Origin of the sequence: Stenotrophomonas maltophilia (assembly GCF_047497515.2) — a bacterium.
GTDB lineage: Bacteria > Pseudomonadota > Gammaproteobacteria > Xanthomonadales > Xanthomonadaceae > Stenotrophomonas.
In genome coordinates this window covers 129,175-147,460 of record NZ_JAXAXL020000005.1, presented here as the reverse complement: position 1 = coordinate 147,460, position 18,286 = coordinate 129,175, and the positions used below count along the sequence as shown (strand labels likewise).

The following is an 18,286-nucleotide window of genomic DNA, read 5'->3' as shown; positions in this document are numbered from 1 at the left end:
GGCAATCGGACCCCTCATGAGGCTGCCGCTGGCAACAATCGCTGGCGCCATCATTGGCGTCGTGTGCGCGCTGGCTATCGGCTGGACCTGGCACTCGCTCAATCCTGGGCACAGCGATCTCCATGAACGCCTTCACGCCGTGGTGCCTCTGGACGACTCGGAGAAGCAGATCCTCCAGGCCAAGGAACAGCTGTTCGCAACAAGGCGAGGTGAGATCGAAGCGCGCCTGCGGATTGCCAACCGCCAGCTGGCGGACGCCATCGCGGCTGACCCCAAATGGAACCCCCAGGTGGAACGTGCAAGTCGTGAGGTGGAGCGGGCTGCGGGCGATCTCCAGCGCATCACGCTCGAGCATGTGTTCGAGATGCGCGAGGGCTTGAAACCCGAGCACCGGCCGGCCTACGACAAGGCACTCCTTGAAGCACTTCGCACCGACTCTCCCTGAGCCACACAAACGTTGTGACCATCGAGGACGACAACAACTGGGCAGTTGAAGCTGCGGCAGGTAATGCTGAGGCCTTCGCTCGCCTGGTCCGCCGTCACTCGCCAGCAATCAAGCAGATGGTTCGAGGCATGGGCCTGCCCGAAACCGACGTCGATGATGTCGTGCAGGAGACATTCGTTGCCGCTTGGCGAGGCCTGTCAGAGTACGATCCGACGCGCTCGGTACTTCCCTGGCTGATGCGTATTGGAATCAACAAGGTTCGTGATACGCAACGGTTTCGACGCGTCCGCCATTTCCTGTTCCGGGCCAAGCCTTTGGATGACGAGGAAGGACGCGCCCTGCATTCCGAGCAGGCCGGGCCAGAGCAGGTTGCCGGCTCTCAGCTTGAGCTCGCAGAAGTAAGAAGGGTTCTCAACACGATCGACCCGAGCCTGCGTGAAGCCCTGGTTCTGACTGCCTTCGTCGGCCTTTCCCAGGTTGAAGCAGCTTCCGCCCTGGGTATCAGTCTCAAAACAATAGAGGGTCGCGTACTGAGAGCACGGGCCAAGCTGACAGATGCACTGAGCCGCGGGAAATAAATTTTCGCCGGATTCGAGGGGAAGGCCGCGCAGGCCGCGTAGTGCAGAAAGACGGCCGAGATTGCGGCCCCACTGCACCGGATCCTCATGAAACCATCATTGCTTGCCCTGACGGTGATGCTGGCCCTGACCAGTATCTCTGCGGCCTATGCCTCGGACGCCCCGAACTTCAGCGCGTTGCTCGAGCAGAGCAGGGCCCAATCCCCCTTCCTTCAGGAAAAGGGGTTCGACACAGCTGCCGCTGCGGGCGAAGCCCGCCAAGCGCGAGCGCTACGTAACCCCACCATTGATGCCCTCGCAGAGAATCTCAACGCTCCCCCCAGCAATGGCGCGAGCCAGCGGCAGACGACCTACACCATCAGCCAGCCACTCGAGATCTTTGGCCAACGTGGGGCTCGAATCCAGGCGGGAGAGAAAGGGCTGCAGGCGGCCGAAGCTCGCCAGCACCAGGCACAAGTCGAATTCGCCGCAGCCTTGGCTGTTGCCTACGCGTCTTCCGAGGCTGGGCTGATACGGCGAAACATTGCTGCCGAAGATGTTGATCGCGCCAGAGGCGACCTGAAGGCAGCTCAGGCGCTGGTTGACGCAGGAAAGGAGGCCAGCCTGCGCGTAGCACAAGCCCAGGCCGGCTTGAGCTCAGCAGAAGCGATTGCCGCCTCAAGAGAGGCAGAGGCGGCTGCAGCTCTCGAGCAACTGTCAGTACTGGCGGGAAGAGCTGAACCCTACTCAGGCACGTCCGAGTCACTCCTGGTGCGCGAGTGGGTTGCGCCCGCAATTGCGAACGTCGATTCGGCATCTGTCCTGTCTGCGAAGGCAGACGTCGATGCGAGCGATGCGGTTCTGCGCACTGAACGCTTCAAGCGGGCACCGGACCTTAACCTCACCGCAGGCCGTCGCAACTTCGCCGCCGGTGGGGACGCATTGGTCGTCGGCGTGTCTCTGAGCATCCCATTGTTTGACCGGAACAGCGGCGGGATCAGCGCGGCTCGAGCACGGAGCGACGCCGCCCGTGCTCGATTGGATGCAGCACGCCTCCAGAGCCAGGCGGACCGTGCGACTGCGCTTGCGCGTGTTGACGCCGCCAAGCGAGGACTGATCGCTGCCTCCAAGGGAGAGGAAGCAGCCACGGAAGCCTACCGAATGGCGCGCTTGGGATACGAGGCCGGTAGAACCCCACTGGTTGAGCTGCTGCTTAGCCGTCGCACGCTGACGGACGCGAGGCTGAGCGTGGTGGATGCACGACTCGCACGCGTTGCCGCCTACGCATCGCTCGCCGTGGCCAGCGGTCAGATTGCCTTTGGAGACATGTAGATGAAGAGAAGTATTCCGGCTGTTAACACCCTGACGATGATCGGCGTGGCTACCTTGGCGCTTGGCGCGGGATTTGGCATTGCACGCTTATCCGCCCCTTCAGAGACGGTGGTCGACCCCGCGAAAGACGAAGCCAGCGCCAGTGCGCCGGCGGAGGCGGAGGCAGCTCAGGAAGTCGCGATTCCCAAGGAGTATCTTGCCGCTGCCGGGATCTCGGTGGAGCCCGTCACTTCCGCTCAGGTAGCGGCGAATATCACCGCATCGGGTTCGGTCGTGGCAATCCCCGGTGGTGAGGCCGTCGTGGTGGCACGTGCGGCCGGTAACGTCACCGATGTCATCCGGCAGGTGGGCGACAAGGTGAAGAAGGGCGAAGTGCTGGCACGCGTAGCCAGCCCTGATGGGGCCCGTATTGCGGCTGACCTTCGTGTGGCCAGCGCCAGCCTCTCCCTCGCCGAAAAGAACGTCAAGCGCGATGAGTCGTTGCTCGCACAGGGCGTGCTGGCACGACAAGAGGCTGAGGCGAGTCGCGCCGCCTATCTCACAGCGCAAGCAGAAGCACAACGCGCTGCCCTGGTGGCACGCACCGCCAATGTGGATGGAGGAGGTAGCGTCAACGTCATCAGCCCTATCGATGGAACCATCAGCAGCTCGCAAGTGACTCTGGGCGCTTTCGTCGAGCCGCAGGCCTCCCTTTATAGGGTCACAGGTTCCAATGGCGTGGAGATTCAGGCCTCCGTTCGTGCGGGTGACACCGGTCGGATCAAGGCCGGCGACAGCGTGTCCATTACCCGCTCCGACGGAAGCGTCACCTCAGGAAAGGTCCGTTCAGTTGCTGCCGCCGTAGGTGGGCTGACAAGGGCTGCCACAGTCGTAATCACCCCGAGCGCAGAGGCGAACGGATTGGTTGTGGGTGACGGTGTGCAGGTCCGGCTGGTCACCGCTTCCGGATCGGGTGAGGGGCTGTCTGTCTCGGAAGAGGCGGTCCAGAACATCGACGGAAAAGACGTCCTCTTCGTCAGAACCAGTAAGGGGTTCACTGCACAGCCGGTCTTCATTGGCCTCCGTAGCGGTGGTATGGCGCAGATCCTTTCTGGCGTCACTGCGGGAACCCCGGTTGCTACCCGTAATGCGTTTCTGGTGAAAGCCGAGATGAAAAAGTCGGGCGGAGACGAGTAATGATCGAGCAAGTACTCACGGGTGCCGTACGGCACCGCTGGCTGGTTCTGTTGATCACACTGGTGATTGCGGTGATCGGCGGGTGGCAACTGAACCTGCTACCGATCGACGTGACTCCGGATATCACGAACAAGCAGGTCCAGATCAACACCGTCATCCCGACGCTGAGTCCAGTGGAGGTCGAGAAGCGCGTTACCTACCCGATCGAGACCGCGATGGCAGGACTTCGGGGCGTCGCGAACACCCGGTCGTTCTCGCGCAACGGCTTCAGCCAGGTCACGGTGATCTTCGATGAGAGCGCAGACCTCTACTTCATGCGCCAACAGGTCACCGAGCGTCTGACTCAGGCTCGGCCCCAGTTGCCGGAGGGTGCCGAACCACTGATGGGCCCGGTTTCGACCGGGTTGGGCGAAGTATTCCACTACAGCGTTGAATTCACCCACCCAGATGGCAAAGATGCCCCGCGAAATGATGGTAAGCCTGGCTGGCAAAGCGACGGTTCGTTCCTGACTGATCAAGGGGAACGGCTGACGGACAACATGGCACGTCTGGCCTACTTGCGCACAGTCCAGGACTGGATTGTGCGGCCTCAGCTGCGCACGACGCCAGGCGTAGCAGACGTCGACAGCCTCGGCGGCTACGTCAAGGAGTATGTCGTTGAGCCCAATGCGAGCAAGCTCGCGGAGTACGGGTTCTCCTATACCGACCTGGCCGACGCGTTGCAGGATGCCAATCTGTCGGTCGGAGCAGACTACATCCAGAGGTCGGGCGAGTCCTATCTGGTGCGCGCAGACGCCCGCATCCGCTCCGTGGACGAGATTGCCCGTGCCGTTGTGGGCAATCGCAACGGAGTTCCCGTAACGGTGGGTGACGTCGCACGTGTGGTCGTTGACGGTGAGCTCCGCCGCGGTGCTGCCAGCCGCAATGGATACGAGACTGTCGTCGGCAGTGCACTCATGCTGGTTGGCGCCAACAGCCGAACTGTGGCGGCGGCGGTGGGTGACAAGCTGCAGGAGATCGGCAAGACCATGCCGCCGGGCGTGACGATTGTTCCCACCTTGGACCGATCCCAGCTGGTTGTCGCAACGATCAAGACCGTCGCCAAGAACCTGGCCGAAGGCGCTCTTCTAGTCGTGGTCATCCTGTGTGCATTGCTCGGAAACTGGCGAGCTGCTGTCATTGCTGCATTGGTGATTCCGTTGTCCCTGCTGATCACCGCGATCGGCATGAACAAGCTCGGGATCTCTGGCAACCTGATGAGCCTGGGTGCGCTCGACTTTGGCCTGATCATCGACGGCGCGGTCATCATCGTCGAGAACGCACTGCGCCGCCTGGCAGAGCGACAGCATGCACTTGGGCGCCCGCTCAATCTATCGGAGCGCCTGCATGAAACGATCGCCTCGTCCAAGGAGATGGTCCGCCCGACCGTATATGGGCAGGCGGTCATCTTCCTGGTCTTCGTGCCCTGCCTGACCTTCCAGGGCGTCGAGGGGAAGATGTTCTCTCCGATGGTCATTACCCTGATGCTGGCGCTGGCCTCTGCATTCGTGCTCTCCCTCACTTTCGTTCCGGCGATGGTGGCGGTCATGCTCAAGGGCCACATTTCCGAGAAGGAAGTACGGGTAGTAGCTGCTACCAAGAGCCGCTATCAGCCGATGCTTCGCAGCGCAATCCGCCAACCCATGCCCTACCTGGCCGGTGGTCTTGGCGTCCTGGTGGCCGGCGTTGTGGCCTTTGGCTTTGTGGGTCGGGAGTTCATGCCCACATTGGATGAGCAGAATCTCAACCTGTCCTCCGTTCGCATCCCGTCCACATCGATCGAGCAGTCCGTCGCCATCGACCTTCCTCTTGAGAAGGCACTGATGACGTTGCCGGAGGTACAGACGGTGTACTCCAAGGCCGGTACCGCAAGCCTGGCCGCAGATCCCATGCCGCCCAATGCGTCCGACAACTACGTGATCCTCAAGCCCAAGGACCAATGGCCGGATGGAGTGAAGACCAAAGAGCAGGTGATCGAGAGGATTCGAGAAAAGACAGCCTTTCTTGTTGGTAACAACTATGACGCCACCCAGCCCATCGAGATGCGCTTCAATGAGCTGATCGGCGGCGTTCGTAGCGACGTTGCAGTCAAGATCTATGGCGAAGACCTGACGGCGCTTGCCGGCAGCGCTGACAAGATTGCGGCCGTCCTCAAGAAGATTCCGGGCGCATCGGATGTCCGTGTGGCGCAGACGGGAGGCTTCCCGACCTTTGACATGGCGTTCGACCGGGCCGCGATCGCCCGTTACGGACTCACCGTCAAGGAAGTGGCCGACACAGTGTCTGCTGCTCTGGCAGGTCGCATGGCGGGCCAGATCTTCGAAGGTGATCGGCGCTTCGACGTGGTGGTTCGTCTGCCCCGTGTGGACCGCAGCGATCTCGATGTACTAGGAGCCGTTCCGGTTATGCTGCCGCCAGGCAGTCAGGAAGGCCGTCAGTCTGTTCCGCTTCGTGAATTGGTCAGTTTCCGCTTCACACAGGGTCTGAACGAAGTGAGCCGCGACAATGGCAAACGTCGAATCTATGTGGAAGCGAATGTGGTCGGGCGTGACCTGGGTAGCTTCGTTGACGACGCCAAGGCGGCTATTGCCCAGCAGGTGCAGTTGCCCACGGGTTCCTGGATCGAATGGGGCGGGCAGTTCCAGAATCTGCAGGCAGCAACGAAGCGACTGGCGATTATTGTGCCTCTCTGCTTCATTCTCATTGCAGCCGTCCTCTACATGGCGATTGGCAACGGTTTGCTGACAGGTACGGTACTGACTGCGGTGCCACTTGCTCTGGCCGGTGGATTCTTCGCATTGGCGTTGAGAGGAATCCCCTTCTCGATCTCAGCTGCTGTGGGCTTCATCGCGGTATCTGGTGTCGCGGTGCTCAACGGCCTGGTTCTGATCTCCGCGATCAAGAAACGCCTGCACGAGGGGCTTCCGCCAGATGAGGCGGTCGAACTGGGTGCAATGGAGCGCGTTAGACCGGTTCTTATGACCGCGCTGGTTGCCTCCCTGGGCTTCGTCCCGATGGCGATTGCAACAGGTACGGGCGCCGAAGTGCAGAAGCCACTGGCTACAGTGGTTATCGGGGGTCTTGCCACGGCAACCGTACTGACGCTGTTCGTGCTGCCTGCGCTGTGCGGGCTGGTACTCCGAAGAACTGCGCGCAGGAAGGCCGCGGGCATTGAAGACCCCTTGCCGGTACCCGAAGTCGATTGAGCGCAAGCCCCTTCCACGGCTTCACGTCCTGCCCTGCGGATCGTAATCCGATCCGCAGGGCAGCGGCGCTTTCCACTGTTCCATCTAGAGGTGAGCCATGATCGAGGTCCTACGCTTTCCAACATTCAGGAACCTGTTCGCTGCGCAGGTTATCGCGCTGATCGGCACGGGCTTGGCTACCGTGGCGCTCTCTCTTTTGGCCTATGACTTGGCGGGGGCTGAGGCGGGCGCTGTGCTAGGTACGGCTCTGGCAATCAAGATGATTGTCTACGTGCTGTTGGCCCCTCTGTCCGGAGCGATCGTCCCGGCAAATCTACGCAAACCGGTGCTTATTGCCCTCGACCTGGTGCGGGCGGGCGCGGCGCTTTGTCTGCCGTTCGTCAACCAGATCTGGCAGGTGTACCTGCTCATTGCCTTGCTGCAGTCGGCCTCGGCGTGCTTCACCCCTCTGTTCCAGTCGACGATCCCGGAAATCCTGAAGGAGGAACGCGACTACACCCGAGCACTGTCCCTGTCGCGCCTGGCCTATGACCTGGAGAGCCTGCTGAGTCCCGCGTTGGCCGCTGCTCTGCTGACGCTGATCAGCTTCCACGGCCTGTTCGCTGGTACGTCCGTAGGCTTCGTGATATCCGCCATCTTGGTGTTCTCAACTGCATTCCCCTTCGTTGCTCCGTCCCTAAGAAAGGACGGTCCCTACGCCCGCGCGATTCGAGGAATGCGGATCTACCTGAAGACGCCCAGGCTGAAAGGGTTGCTTGCCCTTAATCTGTGTGCGGCCGCCGGCGGCGCCATGGTGTTCGTGAACACCGTCGTTGTGGTGCGCAACGTTCTCGGCGGAGCAGAGTCACAGGTGGCATGGGCGCTGGCAGCTTTCGGTGGCGGCTCGATGCTGACGGCGCTTGTCCTCCCCAAGGTTCTCGATCGGGTGGCTGACAGGCGCGTGATGCTCTCCTCAGCCCTTGCAATGTGCATCGTACTTGTGACCCTCGGGCTTACCTGGCTGCTCTCGCCCTCCTCCATAGGTTGGCCCATCGTGCTCGCCGGCTGGGCATTGTTGGGGATGAGCTATGCGGGGCTGGTGACTCCTGGCGGCAGACTGCTGCGGCGATCAGCGGAATCCACCGATCTGCCATTCCTGTTCGCAGCGCAGTTCTCTCTCTCCCACGTGTGTTGGCTGATTGCCTACCCTCTGGCGGGAGCCGTGGGTGCGAAGTTTGGAATGCCAGTGGCGATCATGGCACTGGCAGTAGTCGGCATCGCCGGATTCGTGTTCGCCTGGAGAATCTGGCCCGCCCATGACCCGGACGAGATCTCCCACGGTCACGACGATCTGGCTGCGGACCATCCCCACTGGGCGGAACACGCTTCTTCCAACGGCAAGCACTCACATCGGTATGTCATCGACGACGTGCACCCTCGTTGGCCTGGATGACGGAAACTTGAACAAGGGGCGCGAGAGGGCACTTTCACCGCTCGCGCCCGACGTTGTCATATCGACTTTGCCAGAACAAGCCTCTAGTCTTTGCCCGTGCGATCCCTTCGTCTACCAACCAGCGTGCTGTTGCGCAGCTGCATCTTCATGATGCTGGTGGCGAGTCTGTTCGTGCGACCCGTCCTGAATCATCTGGGTGAGCTGCACGGCTTGCAGCACATCGTGCAGGCTGCGGTGGAACATGGTCACCCCCATGTTGGGGTGAGTGATGCCGCAGACCGTGATCTTGAACACGCGGTTGGATTGCACAGCCTGTTGCACCAGGCCGATCTGACGGCTTCTGTAGGCATCTTGGCCAGCCTTGCTGGACCCGCTCGAGTTGATCTGAGCGATATCCATCCCTGGCACCAGCCAGCGGCAGAGCTTCAGCATCATCGCTCATCCCTGTTCAGGCCTCCTATCGCCTGAGACCCAGGCCTCGTGCTCGCACTGAGCAGAGGCTTGGCAGCGCCCGTCCAGTCAATCCTTACTGGACGTTCGTCGCTGCAAGAAATTATTCATTCGTTCCCCGCCCGGACCCCGCTTACACGCAGTGATCCGTGTGACGTGCCGTGCGCGCCCTCTGCGCACTCGTAGCACGTTGCGCCGGTTCCCAGTGTCGTAGCGGATAGCTTTGGCGGAGGTCCGCTGACCGCATTCGTAGATCCTCATCATGATCCCCAGTTCTGAATCCGGGGCGCTCTCGCGCGTCCTTCTCCAACCCCCACTACGGTCGCACTGGCCGCGAACTCTACTCGCACTGCTTTCCCTGTTCATGCTGCTACTCACAGCTGACGGGGCGTTGGCTCACGCGATCGCCGAAGGCGACAAGGGCTACATCCAGGAAATATCTGGAGTAAATCTGATCGCATTCGCCTATCTGGGCGCAAAACACATGGCCACCGGCTATGACCACATCCTGTTCCTCCTGGGCGTGGTGTTCTTCCTGTACCGGATGAAGCATGTCGCGCTGTATGTGACGCTGTTCGCGATCGGGCACTCCACAACGATGCTGCTGGGTGTGCTGTTCAACGTGGGCATCAACAGCTACCTGATCGACGCGATCATTGGTCTGTCTGTGGTCTACAAGGCCCTGGACAATCTGGGCGCCTACCAGCGTTGGTTCGGCTTCCAGCCAAACACAAAGGTTGCGACGTTGATCTTCGGCCTGTTCCACGGCTTTGGTCTGTCAACCAAGATCATCGAGTACGACATCTCACCCGATGGTCTGTTGCCCAACCTGCTCGCGTTCAACGTCGGCGTGGAGATCGGCCAGATCCTCTCGCTTGGCGCGATTCTGATCGCAATGGGCTACTGGCGCCGCACGCCCAGCTTCTTCAAGCACGCCTACACCGCCAATGCCGCCATGCTCTGCGCCGGATTCATTCTGATCGGCATGCAGCTCACTGGCTACTTCGTTTCCTGACTTTCAAGAGAACTACATCATGTACAACAGTAAGCCCGCCGAAGGCGACCTCCCCACCAGCCGCCAGTTGGGACGCACCACCGCAATTGCCGCCGGCATCGCCATTGTCCTCCTGGTTGGAGTGGTGATGCCATCTGAGTACGGAATCGATCCCACTGGTGTTGGTCGGGTACTGGGCTTGAAGGAAATGGGGGAGATCAAGGAACAGCTTGCCGAGGAAGCGGCAGCTGACGCTGCGATGGACGCAAAGGCCGCCGAAGACGAGGCAGCCGCCCTGCTGACGCAGGTGTCCACGCAGAACCGTAAGACCGTTGAAGTTGCTCAGAAGCCTGCCGCGAGCAATGCGGCCACCGCTGCTGAATGGCGGGACGAAGAACAGGTTGTCCTGGCGCCGGGCCAAGGCACCGAGATCAAGCTCGTCATGAAGGCGGGCGAGCGCGCCAGCTACCAGTGGTCTGTTGAAGGCGGCGTCGTGAACTTCGACGCCCACGGAGACGGCGGCGGTCGAGCGATCAGCTATGAGAAGGGTCGAGGGGAAGCCACCAAGCAGGGGGTGCTCCTGGCTGCCTTCGACGGCAACCACGGATGGTTCTGGCGCAACAGGGGCGAGGAGCCCGTAACGCTTCTGCTCCGCACCGGAGGGGAGTACGAGTTGATCAAGAAGATGTAAACCGCAGCGGTTAGCGGTGGCCGGGTGCGCTTAAGGCCCGGCCACCGCCCTATGTGCGGTATTTCCGATGGGCTGCGCCCAGTTTCGGCCCCCTCGACAACCCCAGCCAGCCCCGCTTAAGCTAACCTATATGCGTCTTTCCGCCCGCCACGGCCTTGCCCTCAGGATCAGCTTCTTTGCGCTGATGCTGTTGAGTGTCGTTGCGCGGCCGATGGTGATCCAGCTCAGCGAACTGCACGGATTGGAACATGACATCGCAGCAGCGGTGGATCATGGCCATTCACATGCCGGCGGTGCGGGCGACAATCTGGACCCGGATCACGCCACTGGCGCTCATGCGGTACTGCATCAGGCAGATGCGAGTTTCGCTGGAAGCCTGTTCACGCCCCACGTCTACCTGGCTTCACTACCGCTGGCCGGTGAAGTCCATGCTCTGCGACTTCTGAGGGTGCCTGCAGGGCACCCGGCGTCACCCTTCCGACCTCCGATCGTCTGACGACCCTAGCTGCGCTCTAGCAGCCTGAGCGCGCCTCCCGTGTAGCGGAAGGCGGCGCGTCGTTCTGACTTTCTTTCCGGAGGCTTCCGTGAAATTCCGTAGTGTGTGGGCGCTGGCTGTTGCCGGCGCCTGCGGTGTGGCCGTTCCTGGCTACGCCGCCGAAGTGCTGCGCCTGGAGGATGCGGTCGCCCGCGCTCTGGGCACTCACCCAAGCGTGCAGGCAGATGCCGCACAAATAGAGGCGACAAAGAACCGTGCGGCGCGAGAGGGCTTAGCAGCCCCGTTGGTGCTCGGCGGAGAACTGGAGAACGTGGCCGGTAGTGGCAGCGTGCGAGGTATGGACGCTGCCGAGGCAACGTTCCGGGTATCCAAGATTCTGGAACTGGGTGGCAAGCGGGCGGCCCGCCAAGCGCTTGGCGGCGCCGAGGTGGATGCAGCCCTGCGAGAGGCTGATGTGACCCGGGTGGCCATCGCCACACGCACCGCTGGTCGATTCATCGACGTGCTTGCGGCGCAGGAGCATGTCGAGCATGCGGAAGAGCGGATTCGTATGGCCCGCGCGCTTCAGCGAGAGGTGGCCCGCTGGGTCTCTGCGGCACGGAACCCGGATTCAGACCTGAGGGCCGCTGAAATTGCCCTGGCCGATGCAGAGCTCAAGCGTGATCAAGCAGTCCAGCGGTTGGAGGCCTCGCGCATGGCGCTTGCGTCTTCCTGGGGCTCTTTCACCGCTGACTTCGACACCGTCGCCGGCGATACAAACATCCTCCCTCCGCTGGATGACTACCAGACGCTGTCCGAACGCCTTCAGAACGCGCCACAGCAACGTGCCTTCGATGCCCAGTCCAGAGTTCTTGCCGCGCGCCGCGATGTCGCCGTTTCCAGCGCGAAGCCTGACGTGAGTGTTGGATTTGGACTTCGCCGTCTTGAAGCAACGAAGGACAGTGGCTTGGTCATGTCGATCTCGGTTCCCTTGGGAACCCGGCGTCGATCAGCCTACTTGGTATCCGAAGTCGACTACGAACTGAGTGCGCTCAAGTCACGCCGTGAAGCACAAATGTTGGAGCTCAACCAGGAGCTGTTCGGAGTCTATCAACAGCTGCGCCAAGCGCAGTTGGAGGTCACCTCCGTTCGTGAGCGGCAGCTCCCCAAGGCGGAGCAGGCGATGAATCAGAGCCGTCGTGGCTTCGAGGAGGGTCGATTCTCCTATCTCGCATTGAGCCAGGCGCAGAAGACGCTGTTCGACCTTCGTGAGCGCGAAGTCGAGTCCGCCGCACTCTATCTCCGATTGCTGGTCGAGGCAGATCGCCTCACCGCCTCCGCCCAGGATATCCGCCCATGAATCGTTACGCCCTTCTTATGTTGCTTCCGCTGGCACTGGCCGCCTGTGGCGGTGAAAAGCCGGTTGAGAAAGAAGCCGCAGAATCCGCCGCCGCGGCCGGCGACTACGAGCGCGGCCCCAACCGCGGTCGCATGCTCCGCGATGGTGATTTCGCACTTGAAGTCACCGTCTATGAAACCAACACGCCTCCTCAGTTCCGCCTCTACGCCTATCGAAATGACAAGCCGATCTCACCGAATGAGGTGAAGGCAACAATGCAGTTGAAGCGCCTCGACGGTGAGGTCAATGATTTCACTTTCACCGCCGAAAACGACTATCTCGTAGGGAACGGCGAGGTCGTGGAACCTCATTCTTTCGACGTGAAGGCAGACGCAGTGGTAGGAGGAAAGACACACACCTGGTCCTATCAGTCCTATGAAGGCCGTACCACCATCGAGCCAAGCGCTGCCAAGGATGCGGGTGTGGTGGTGGAAGAGGCTACCGCTGGCACTATCCGCGATACGGTCACGCTGATGGGAAACATCGCGGTCAACACTGGCCGCCAGGCCGCCGTCAAAGCACGATTCCCAGGTATTGTCCGCAGCGTGTCGGTCGAGATGGGCCAACGCGTTTCGGCAGGGCAGACGCTGGCGACGGTTGAAGGCAATGACAGCATGCGCACCTACGCGGTGATTGCTCCCTTCAGCGGCATCGTTCTTGCGCGCAACACCAGTGTTGGTGATGTGGCCGGCGACAACACACTGTTCGACGTTGCCGATCTGTCAGAGGTCTGGGTCGATCTACGAGCTCTGGGCACTGACGCCGAGCGTCTCGCTCCAGGTCAAGCAGTGCGGATCCGTTCCGCCACGGGTGCCTTGGAGACTGAAGGTAGGCTCCAAAGCCTGCTTCCGCTGGCAAGCAGCGGCCAAAGCGTGGTTGCGCGCGTGAGTATCCCCAATGGTGACGGCAAGTGGCGTCCAGGAATGGCTGTCTCGGCCGAGGTCATCATTGCCGAGACACCTGTTCCACTGGCCGTCAAAGAGTCAGGGCTCCAGCGATTTCGCGACTTTACCGTCGTATTTGCGCAGGTGGGCGATACCTATGAGGTGCGCATGCTTGAGCTTGGAAAGCGTGATGGCGAGTGGGCAGAGGTTCTTGGCGGACTGAAGCCCGGAACGCGGTACGTCGCCGAGCAGAGCTATCTGATCCGTGCAGACATCGAGAAGTCTGGCGCCAGCCACGACCACTAAGGATCCATCATGCTAGAGCGAATCATTCGCGCGTCCATCGCGCATAGATGGCTTGTGCTGCTTCTGGTCCTGGCGCTGTCAGGCTTGGGCATCTGGAACTACAGCAAGCTGCCAATCGACGCCGTCCCTGACATCACCAATGTCCAGGTCCAGATCAACACCGAAGCACCAGGCTACTCTCCACTGGAGGCAGAGCAGCGGGTAACGTTCCCCGTCGAGACAGCCTTGGCCGGCTTGGCCAAGCTGGAGTACACGCGGTCCATCTCGCGTTATGGTCTCTCCCAGGTCACCGTTGTATTCGAAGACGGTACCGACATCTACTTCGCGCGGCAGCAGGTGGCCGAGCGCTTGCAGCAAGCCGCATCCCAGCTCCCAACTGGGCTGAAGCCAACGCTGGGCCCGGTCGCCACCGGTCTCGGTGAGATCTTCATGTACACCGTGGAAGCCGAGAAGGGTGCTGAAGAGACCTGGACGCCGATGGCGCTTCGTACCCTCCAGGATTGGGTGGTACGCCCCCAGATGCGACATCTGAAAGGTGTGACAGAGGTCAACACCGTCGGTGGCTATGTGCGGCAGTTCCACATCACGCCTGACCCGCGCAAGCTTCAGGCGTACGAGCTGACCATGCAGGATGTGATGGAGGCCGTGGCGCGCAGCAATGCGAACGTGGGTGCCGGCTACATTGAAAAGAGTGGTGAACAGTACCTTGTACGCGTTCCTGGCCAAGTGGCGGACATGGACGGCCTGCGCAAGATCGTGGTCGCCAATCGCGAGGGGCTGCCGCTTCGCGTCGGTGACCTCGCAGACGTTCACGAGGGCACCGAACTTCGAACGGGGGCAGCGACCAAAGATGGCAAGGAAGTGGTACTTGGTACTGCATTCATGCTCATTGGTGAGAACAGCCGCGAAGTCGCTCAGCGAACCGCTGCCAAGCTGAAGGAGATCGACGAGACGCTTCCAGAAGGTGTCCGCGCGCATGCGGTCTATGACCGTACGGAGCTGGTCGACCGCACCATTGAAACCGTCAAGAAGAACCTGCTGGAAGGTGCCCTGCTGGTCATTGCGGTGCTGTTCCTTCTGCTCGGAAATCTTCGCGCCGCACTGATCACGGCCGCGGTCATTCCTTTGACCATGCTGCTGACCATCTCCGGCATGGTCCAGAACCGTGTCTCAGCAAATCTGATGAGCTTGGGTGCGCTGGACTTCGGTCTGATCGTCGACGGCGCGGTCATCATTGTTGAGAACTGTCTGCGCCGCTTCGGCGAGCGTCAGCACGCCCTGGGGCGTCTGTTGACCCGGGATGAGCGCTTTGCTTTGGCCGCCAGCGCCAGTGCCGAGGTGATCAAGCCCAGCTTGTTCGGCTTGTTCATCATTGCCGCCGTCTACATCCCGATCTTTGCGCTCTCCGGCGTGGAAGGAAAGATGTTCCACCCGATGGCCCTGACCGTCGTTATCGCGCTGACTGGTGCGATGGCATTGTCCCTCACGTTCGTTCCCGCTGCGGTTGCTCAGTTTGTCACGGGCAAGGTCTCGGAGAAGGAAACCAAGGCTATGCGGGGCGTGACCAAGCTGTATGGCCCGATGCTGGAACGGGCAGTCAGTGCTCGCAAACTGGTTGTGGGTGGTGCAGCCGTTCTCACCGTACTGGCGGGTCTTCTGGCCAGTCGCATGGGCACTGAGTTCATTCCGAATCTGGACGAAGGTGATATTGCGCTTCACGCGCTGCGCATTCCCGGCACTAGTCTGACGCAAGCCATCGGCATGCAGCGCCAGCTTGAAGCGACCATCAAGAAGTTCCCCGAGGTCGATGAGGTTGTCGCAAAGATCGGCACAGCAGAGGTAGCGACCGACCCCATGCCACCGTCGGTCGCAGACACCTTCATCATGCTCAAGGATCGCGACCAATGGCCTGATCCCCGCAAGCCAAAGGCGCAGCTCATTGCTGAGCTGGAGAAGGCTGTCCGAGCAATTCCCGGCAACAACTACGAGTTCACCCAGCCCGTGCAGATGCGCATGAACGAGCTGATTGCCGGTGTACGCGCCGAGGTGGCGGTGAAGTTGTACGGTGACGACCTGGATCAGCTGGCGCAGATCGGCAGCCAGATCGAGGACGCCGCAGGTTCCATCCCAGGCGCCGCAGACGTGAAGTTAGAGCAGATCAGTGGTCTGCCTCTTATGACCATCACGCCTGACCTGGATGCTTTGGCCCGCTATGGCGTTTCGATCGACGAGGTCCAGAAGACCATCTCTGTTGCGCTGGGCGGTGAGGCGGTCGGTCAGGTCTTTGAGGGTGATCGTCGCTTCGACATCGTCGTTCGTCTGCCCGAGAACCTGCGTCAGGACACCCGGACGCTCGCATCGCTACCGGTAGCCGTCGCCCTCGGGGCCAGTTCCGGCGAACAGAGAGCGTTCGTTCCGCTGGGGCAGCTGGCTAAAGTTGAAGTTGCGCCAGGCCCAAACCAGGTCAGTCGCGAGAACGGCAAGCGTCGCGTCGTCATCACCAGCAATGTACGTGGTCGCGACCTTGGTTCGTTCGTAGAGGAGCTGCGAGAGAAGGTTGGTCAGGAGGTGCAGTTGCCGGAAGGCTACTGGATTGAGTATGGCGGTACCTTCGAGCAGCTCATCTCTGCCAGCAAGCGGCTGTCCGTGGTCGTGCCGGTCGTCCTGGTGATGATCTTCGGCTTGCTCTTCATGGCGTTCGGCTCGGGCAAGGATGCTGCCATCGTGTTCAGCGGCGTTCCACTTGCGTTGACCGGTGGCGTGGTGGCTCTGTGGATGCGTGACATACCCCTGTCCATTTCTGCAGGCGTGGGGTTCATCGCGCTGTCGGGCGTCGCCGTGCTCAACGGCCTGGTCATGATCAGCTTCATCAAGAGCCTTAGGGAACAGGGCACTCCCCTGCACCAAGCGGTAACCGAAGGTGCACTGACCCGGCTGCGCCCCGTGCTGATGACGGCCCTGGTTGCCAGCCTGGGCTTCCTGCCAATGGCCCTAAACGTTGGGGCTGGCGCGGAAGTTCAGCGCCCGCTGGCGACGGTCGTTATCGGCGGAATCATCTCCTCCACGCTGCTGACCTTGCTGGTGTTGCCGGCGCTCTATCGCCTCATCCACCGCGAAGGGGATGAGCGGAAGGAGGACGCAGCGTGAACCCGTCCATCTCAACCCCTCCCAGGAACATGCAGTTGACCATTTCCAAACGAACCCAAGCGTGGCTCTACCTGCTTGCAGCCATCCTTCTGCCTTGCGTTGCTTGGGCGCATGGCGTCAGTGAAGGCGACCAGGCCTTCCTGGAAGACAGTACCGGCCTGCAGCTCATCGCGTTCACGTACCTCGGCGCCAAGCACATGGTGACTGGATACGACCACCTCCTGTTTCTGTTCGGGGTGATCTTCTTCTTGTACCGGATGCGTGATGTCAGCATCTACGTGACGTTGTTCGCGATCGGCCACAGCACCACCTTGTTGCTAGGTGTCCTGGGCGGATTGCATGTGAATGCGTACCTGGTCGACGCAATCATTGGCCTGTCGGTTGTCTACAAGGCGCTGGACAACATGGGCGCGTTCAAGCGCTGGTTTGGGGTACAGCCCAACACCAAAGCCGCCGTGCTGATCTTTGGCTTCTTCCATGGCTTTGGTCTAGCGACAAAGCTGCAGGATTTCTCGCTCTCACCTGACGGGCTTGTCCCAAACATGCTCGCCTTCAACGTGGGGGTCGAGATCGGACAGCTGCTCGCGCTCGCAGGCATCTTGATCGTGATGGGCTTCTGGCGCCGCTTGCCGTCATTCCATCGACAGGCGTACAGCATCAACACCGCCCTTATGTGCGCCGGCTTCGTGCTTGTTGGCATGCAGCTCACCGGCTACTTCGTTTCCTGAATCTACAGAGGTACTCATGTCCATCACGCTTTCCAATCAGCTGCCCAGCACTCGCAAGCTGCTGAAATCCACCGCCCTGGCCGCTGCCGTTGCAGGGGTGATTCTGCTCACCACCGTGCTTCCCGCGGAGTACGGAATCGACCCTACGGGCGTAGGCAAGGTTCTGGGTCTGGACGCCCTAGCCTCCACTGACCAGGTAGAGGCCGTAGCTCCCCCAGTTCCGGCATCTGCTGGCAGCGCCGAAGCCGTCTCGGCGCTGTTCGAGAAGGCCAAGGTTGCCTTCGGGAGCAATGGCAAGCAGACCTTCGAACCCGCCGCTGTCTCTCTCGCCAGCACTCCTTTACGGCAGGACTCACTGACGATCGAGCTTGCCCCTGGTAAGGGCCAGGAGGTGAAGGCCCATATGGCTCAGGGCGCTGGGATGGTTTTCAGCTGGAAGGCCACGTCTGATGTTGCCGTGGACATGCACGGCGAGCGTCCCGACGTGAAGGGCCCCTGGACCAGCTACGCCGTTGAAGGCGCCCAGCGTCAGGCTGAGGGAACGTTCATTGCTCCCTTTGAAGGTACCCATGGGTGGTACTGGCAGAACCGCGGCAGCACCCCCGTGATCATCGAGGTGCAAATTACCGGCTACCAAGCCGACCTCTACCAGCCGTGACACCCGGCATAACGCCGAAATCAACCTAGGAGAAGCAACATGAAGAATCGTTTTGCCCTCATCAGCGTCCTTTTCGCTTCCATTGCAGCGTCCGCATCGGCCTTCGCACATGATCCGGCGCTTCATGCCGAGTCGGAAGTGAAGGAGGCGCCTAAGGCAAAGCCTGCTACGTGTGAACAGCTGGCTGACCGGACGAAGTTCAAGGTGGATCTTGCCGATCCTCAGACCAAGGCGCTGAAGGACAGGTGCGACGCTCAGGCGCAGTCTGCAGCCAAGAAGAAGTAGTAGGCTGCAAAGGATGGTCCGGATTGTGAGGGGCCGGACCATCCTTCCCCTTCTAACCTATATGCATACGTTGAGCTGACGC

General features: G+C 61.1%; 16 protein-coding genes. 15 read left to right on the top strand and 1 reads right to left on the bottom strand.

The features are described 5' to 3' along the window. Positions 1-16 precede the first annotated feature (16 nt). The 6 genes from ACMZPQ_RS10360 to ACMZPQ_RS10335 all read left to right on the top strand — a co-directional run bounded on the left by ACMZPQ_RS10360 (position 17) and on the right by ACMZPQ_RS10335 (position 8,187). Complete coding sequence (locus tag ACMZPQ_RS10360) at positions 17-445, top strand: periplasmic heavy metal sensor (RefSeq protein WP_087948687.1); 429 nt, start codon at positions 17-19, stop codon at positions 443-445. A gap of 14 nt (positions 446-459) precedes the next feature. Beyond that, entirely contained in the window at positions 460-1,023 is a 564-nt protein-coding gene (locus ACMZPQ_RS10355; protein ID WP_049429827.1) for an RNA polymerase sigma factor, read from the top strand. 87 nt (positions 1,024-1,110) lie between these two features. Beyond that, entirely contained in the window at positions 1,111-2,334 is a 1,224-nt protein-coding gene (locus tag ACMZPQ_RS10350) for a TolC family protein (RefSeq protein WP_033836037.1), read from the top strand. Further along, positions 2,335-3,510, top strand: coding sequence for an efflux RND transporter periplasmic adaptor subunit (locus tag ACMZPQ_RS10345; protein WP_014645517.1), 1,176 nt, complete (start codon positions 2,335-2,337; stop codon positions 3,508-3,510). Next, a complete protein-coding gene (locus ACMZPQ_RS10340; protein ID WP_014645518.1) occupies positions 3,510-6,755 on the top strand; it encodes a CusA/CzcA family heavy metal efflux RND transporter in 3,246 nt (1,081 codons plus the stop codon). The genes ACMZPQ_RS10345 and ACMZPQ_RS10340 overlap by 1 nt, the downstream gene beginning before the upstream one ends. 97 nt (positions 6,756-6,852) lie before the next feature. Beyond that, positions 6,853-8,187: an MFS transporter gene (locus tag ACMZPQ_RS10335; RefSeq protein ID WP_033836038.1), complete on the top strand. Its 1,335-nt coding sequence runs from the start codon at positions 6,853-6,855 to the stop codon at positions 8,185-8,187. Positions 8,188-8,298: 111 nt separating this feature from the next. Here the strand turns inward: ACMZPQ_RS10335 and ACMZPQ_RS10330 are convergent, their stop codons facing one another. Continuing rightward, positions 8,299-8,622, bottom strand: coding sequence for a hypothetical protein (locus ACMZPQ_RS10330; RefSeq protein ID WP_008264507.1), 324 nt, complete (start codon positions 8,620-8,622; stop codon positions 8,299-8,301). 379 nt (positions 8,623-9,001) lie between these two features. On the opposite strand from ACMZPQ_RS10330, the gene ACMZPQ_RS10325 reads away from it, so the two are divergent. From ACMZPQ_RS10325 to ACMZPQ_RS10285, 9 genes are all read left to right on the top strand, one after another. Then, positions 9,002-9,652: a HupE/UreJ family protein gene (locus tag ACMZPQ_RS10325; protein WP_223224807.1), complete on the top strand. Its 651-nt coding sequence runs from the start codon at positions 9,002-9,004 to the stop codon at positions 9,650-9,652. A 19-nt stretch (positions 9,653-9,671) separates the two neighbouring features. Then, on the top strand, positions 9,672-10,322 hold the full coding sequence (locus ACMZPQ_RS10320) for a hypothetical protein (protein ID WP_033835782.1): 651 nt from the start codon (positions 9,672-9,674) through the stop codon (positions 10,320-10,322). A 130-nt stretch (positions 10,323-10,452) separates the two neighbouring features. Then, positions 10,453-10,818: a hypothetical protein gene (locus ACMZPQ_RS10315; RefSeq protein WP_075075811.1), complete on the top strand. Its 366-nt coding sequence runs from the start codon at positions 10,453-10,455 to the stop codon at positions 10,816-10,818. An 88-nt stretch (positions 10,819-10,906) separates the two neighbouring features. Next, positions 10,907-12,157: a TolC family protein gene (locus tag ACMZPQ_RS10310; RefSeq protein ID WP_014645521.1), complete on the top strand. Its 1,251-nt coding sequence runs from the start codon at positions 10,907-10,909 to the stop codon at positions 12,155-12,157. Then, positions 12,154-13,386 carry an efflux RND transporter periplasmic adaptor subunit gene (locus ACMZPQ_RS10305; protein WP_014645522.1) on the top strand — a complete coding sequence of 411 codons (1,233 nt, stop codon included), beginning with the start codon at positions 12,154-12,156 and terminating at the stop codon, positions 13,384-13,386. Before ACMZPQ_RS10310 ends, ACMZPQ_RS10305 begins: the two co-directional genes overlap by 4 nt. Before the next feature lie 9 nt (positions 13,387-13,395). Then, on the top strand, positions 13,396-16,533 hold the full coding sequence (locus tag ACMZPQ_RS10300; protein WP_014645523.1) for an efflux RND transporter permease subunit: 3,138 nt from the start codon (positions 13,396-13,398) through the stop codon (positions 16,531-16,533). Between the two features lie 29 nt (positions 16,534-16,562). Then, on the top strand, positions 16,563-17,261 hold the full coding sequence (locus tag ACMZPQ_RS10295; protein WP_008264906.1) for a HupE/UreJ family protein: 699 nt from the start codon (positions 16,563-16,565) through the stop codon (positions 17,259-17,261). Positions 17,262-17,277: 16 nt separating this feature from the next. Then, positions 17,278-17,919: a hypothetical protein gene (locus tag ACMZPQ_RS10290; protein WP_033835097.1), complete on the top strand. Its 642-nt coding sequence runs from the start codon at positions 17,278-17,280 to the stop codon at positions 17,917-17,919. A gap of 39 nt (positions 17,920-17,958) precedes the next feature. Then, positions 17,959-18,204 (top strand): hypothetical protein, encoded by a 246-nt coding sequence (locus ACMZPQ_RS10285; protein WP_008267212.1) that lies wholly within the window; start codon positions 17,959-17,961, stop codon positions 18,202-18,204. Positions 18,205-18,286: the final 82 nt, after the last annotated feature.

Bases quoted from the DNA above. Each gene is read 5' to 3' on its own strand.
- ACMZPQ_RS10360 (WP_087948687.1), top strand. From the start codon at position 17: ATGAGGCTGCCGCTGGCAACAATCGCTGGCGCCATCATTGGCGTCGTG.
- ACMZPQ_RS10350 (WP_033836037.1), top strand. From the start codon at position 1,111: ATGAAACCATCATTGCTTGCCCTGACGGTGATGCTGGCCCTGACCAGT.
- ACMZPQ_RS10345 (WP_014645517.1), top strand. From the start codon at position 2,335: ATGAAGAGAAGTATTCCGGCTGTTAACACCCTGACGATGATCGGCGTG.
- ACMZPQ_RS10340 (WP_014645518.1), top strand. From the start codon at position 3,510: ATGATCGAGCAAGTACTCACGGGTGCCGTACGGCACCGCTGGCTGGTT.
- ACMZPQ_RS10335 (WP_033836038.1), top strand. From the start codon at position 6,853: ATGATCGAGGTCCTACGCTTTCCAACATTCAGGAACCTGTTCGCTGCG.
- ACMZPQ_RS10330 (WP_008264507.1), bottom strand. From the start codon at position 8,622: ATGATGCTGAAGCTCTGCCGCTGGCTGGTGCCAGGGATGGATATCGCT.
- ACMZPQ_RS10325 (WP_223224807.1), top strand. From the start codon at position 9,002: ATGCTGCTACTCACAGCTGACGGGGCGTTGGCTCACGCGATCGCCGAA.
- ACMZPQ_RS10320 (WP_033835782.1), top strand. From the start codon at position 9,672: ATGTACAACAGTAAGCCCGCCGAAGGCGACCTCCCCACCAGCCGCCAG.
- ACMZPQ_RS10315 (WP_075075811.1), top strand. From the start codon at position 10,453: ATGCGTCTTTCCGCCCGCCACGGCCTTGCCCTCAGGATCAGCTTCTTT.
- ACMZPQ_RS10305 (WP_014645522.1), top strand. From the start codon at position 12,154: ATGAATCGTTACGCCCTTCTTATGTTGCTTCCGCTGGCACTGGCCGCC.
- ACMZPQ_RS10300 (WP_014645523.1), top strand. From the start codon at position 13,396: ATGCTAGAGCGAATCATTCGCGCGTCCATCGCGCATAGATGGCTTGTG.
- ACMZPQ_RS10295 (WP_008264906.1), top strand. From the start codon at position 16,563: ATGCAGTTGACCATTTCCAAACGAACCCAAGCGTGGCTCTACCTGCTT.
- ACMZPQ_RS10290 (WP_033835097.1), top strand. From the start codon at position 17,278: ATGTCCATCACGCTTTCCAATCAGCTGCCCAGCACTCGCAAGCTGCTG.
- ACMZPQ_RS10285 (WP_008267212.1), top strand. From the start codon at position 17,959: ATGAAGAATCGTTTTGCCCTCATCAGCGTCCTTTTCGCTTCCATTGCA.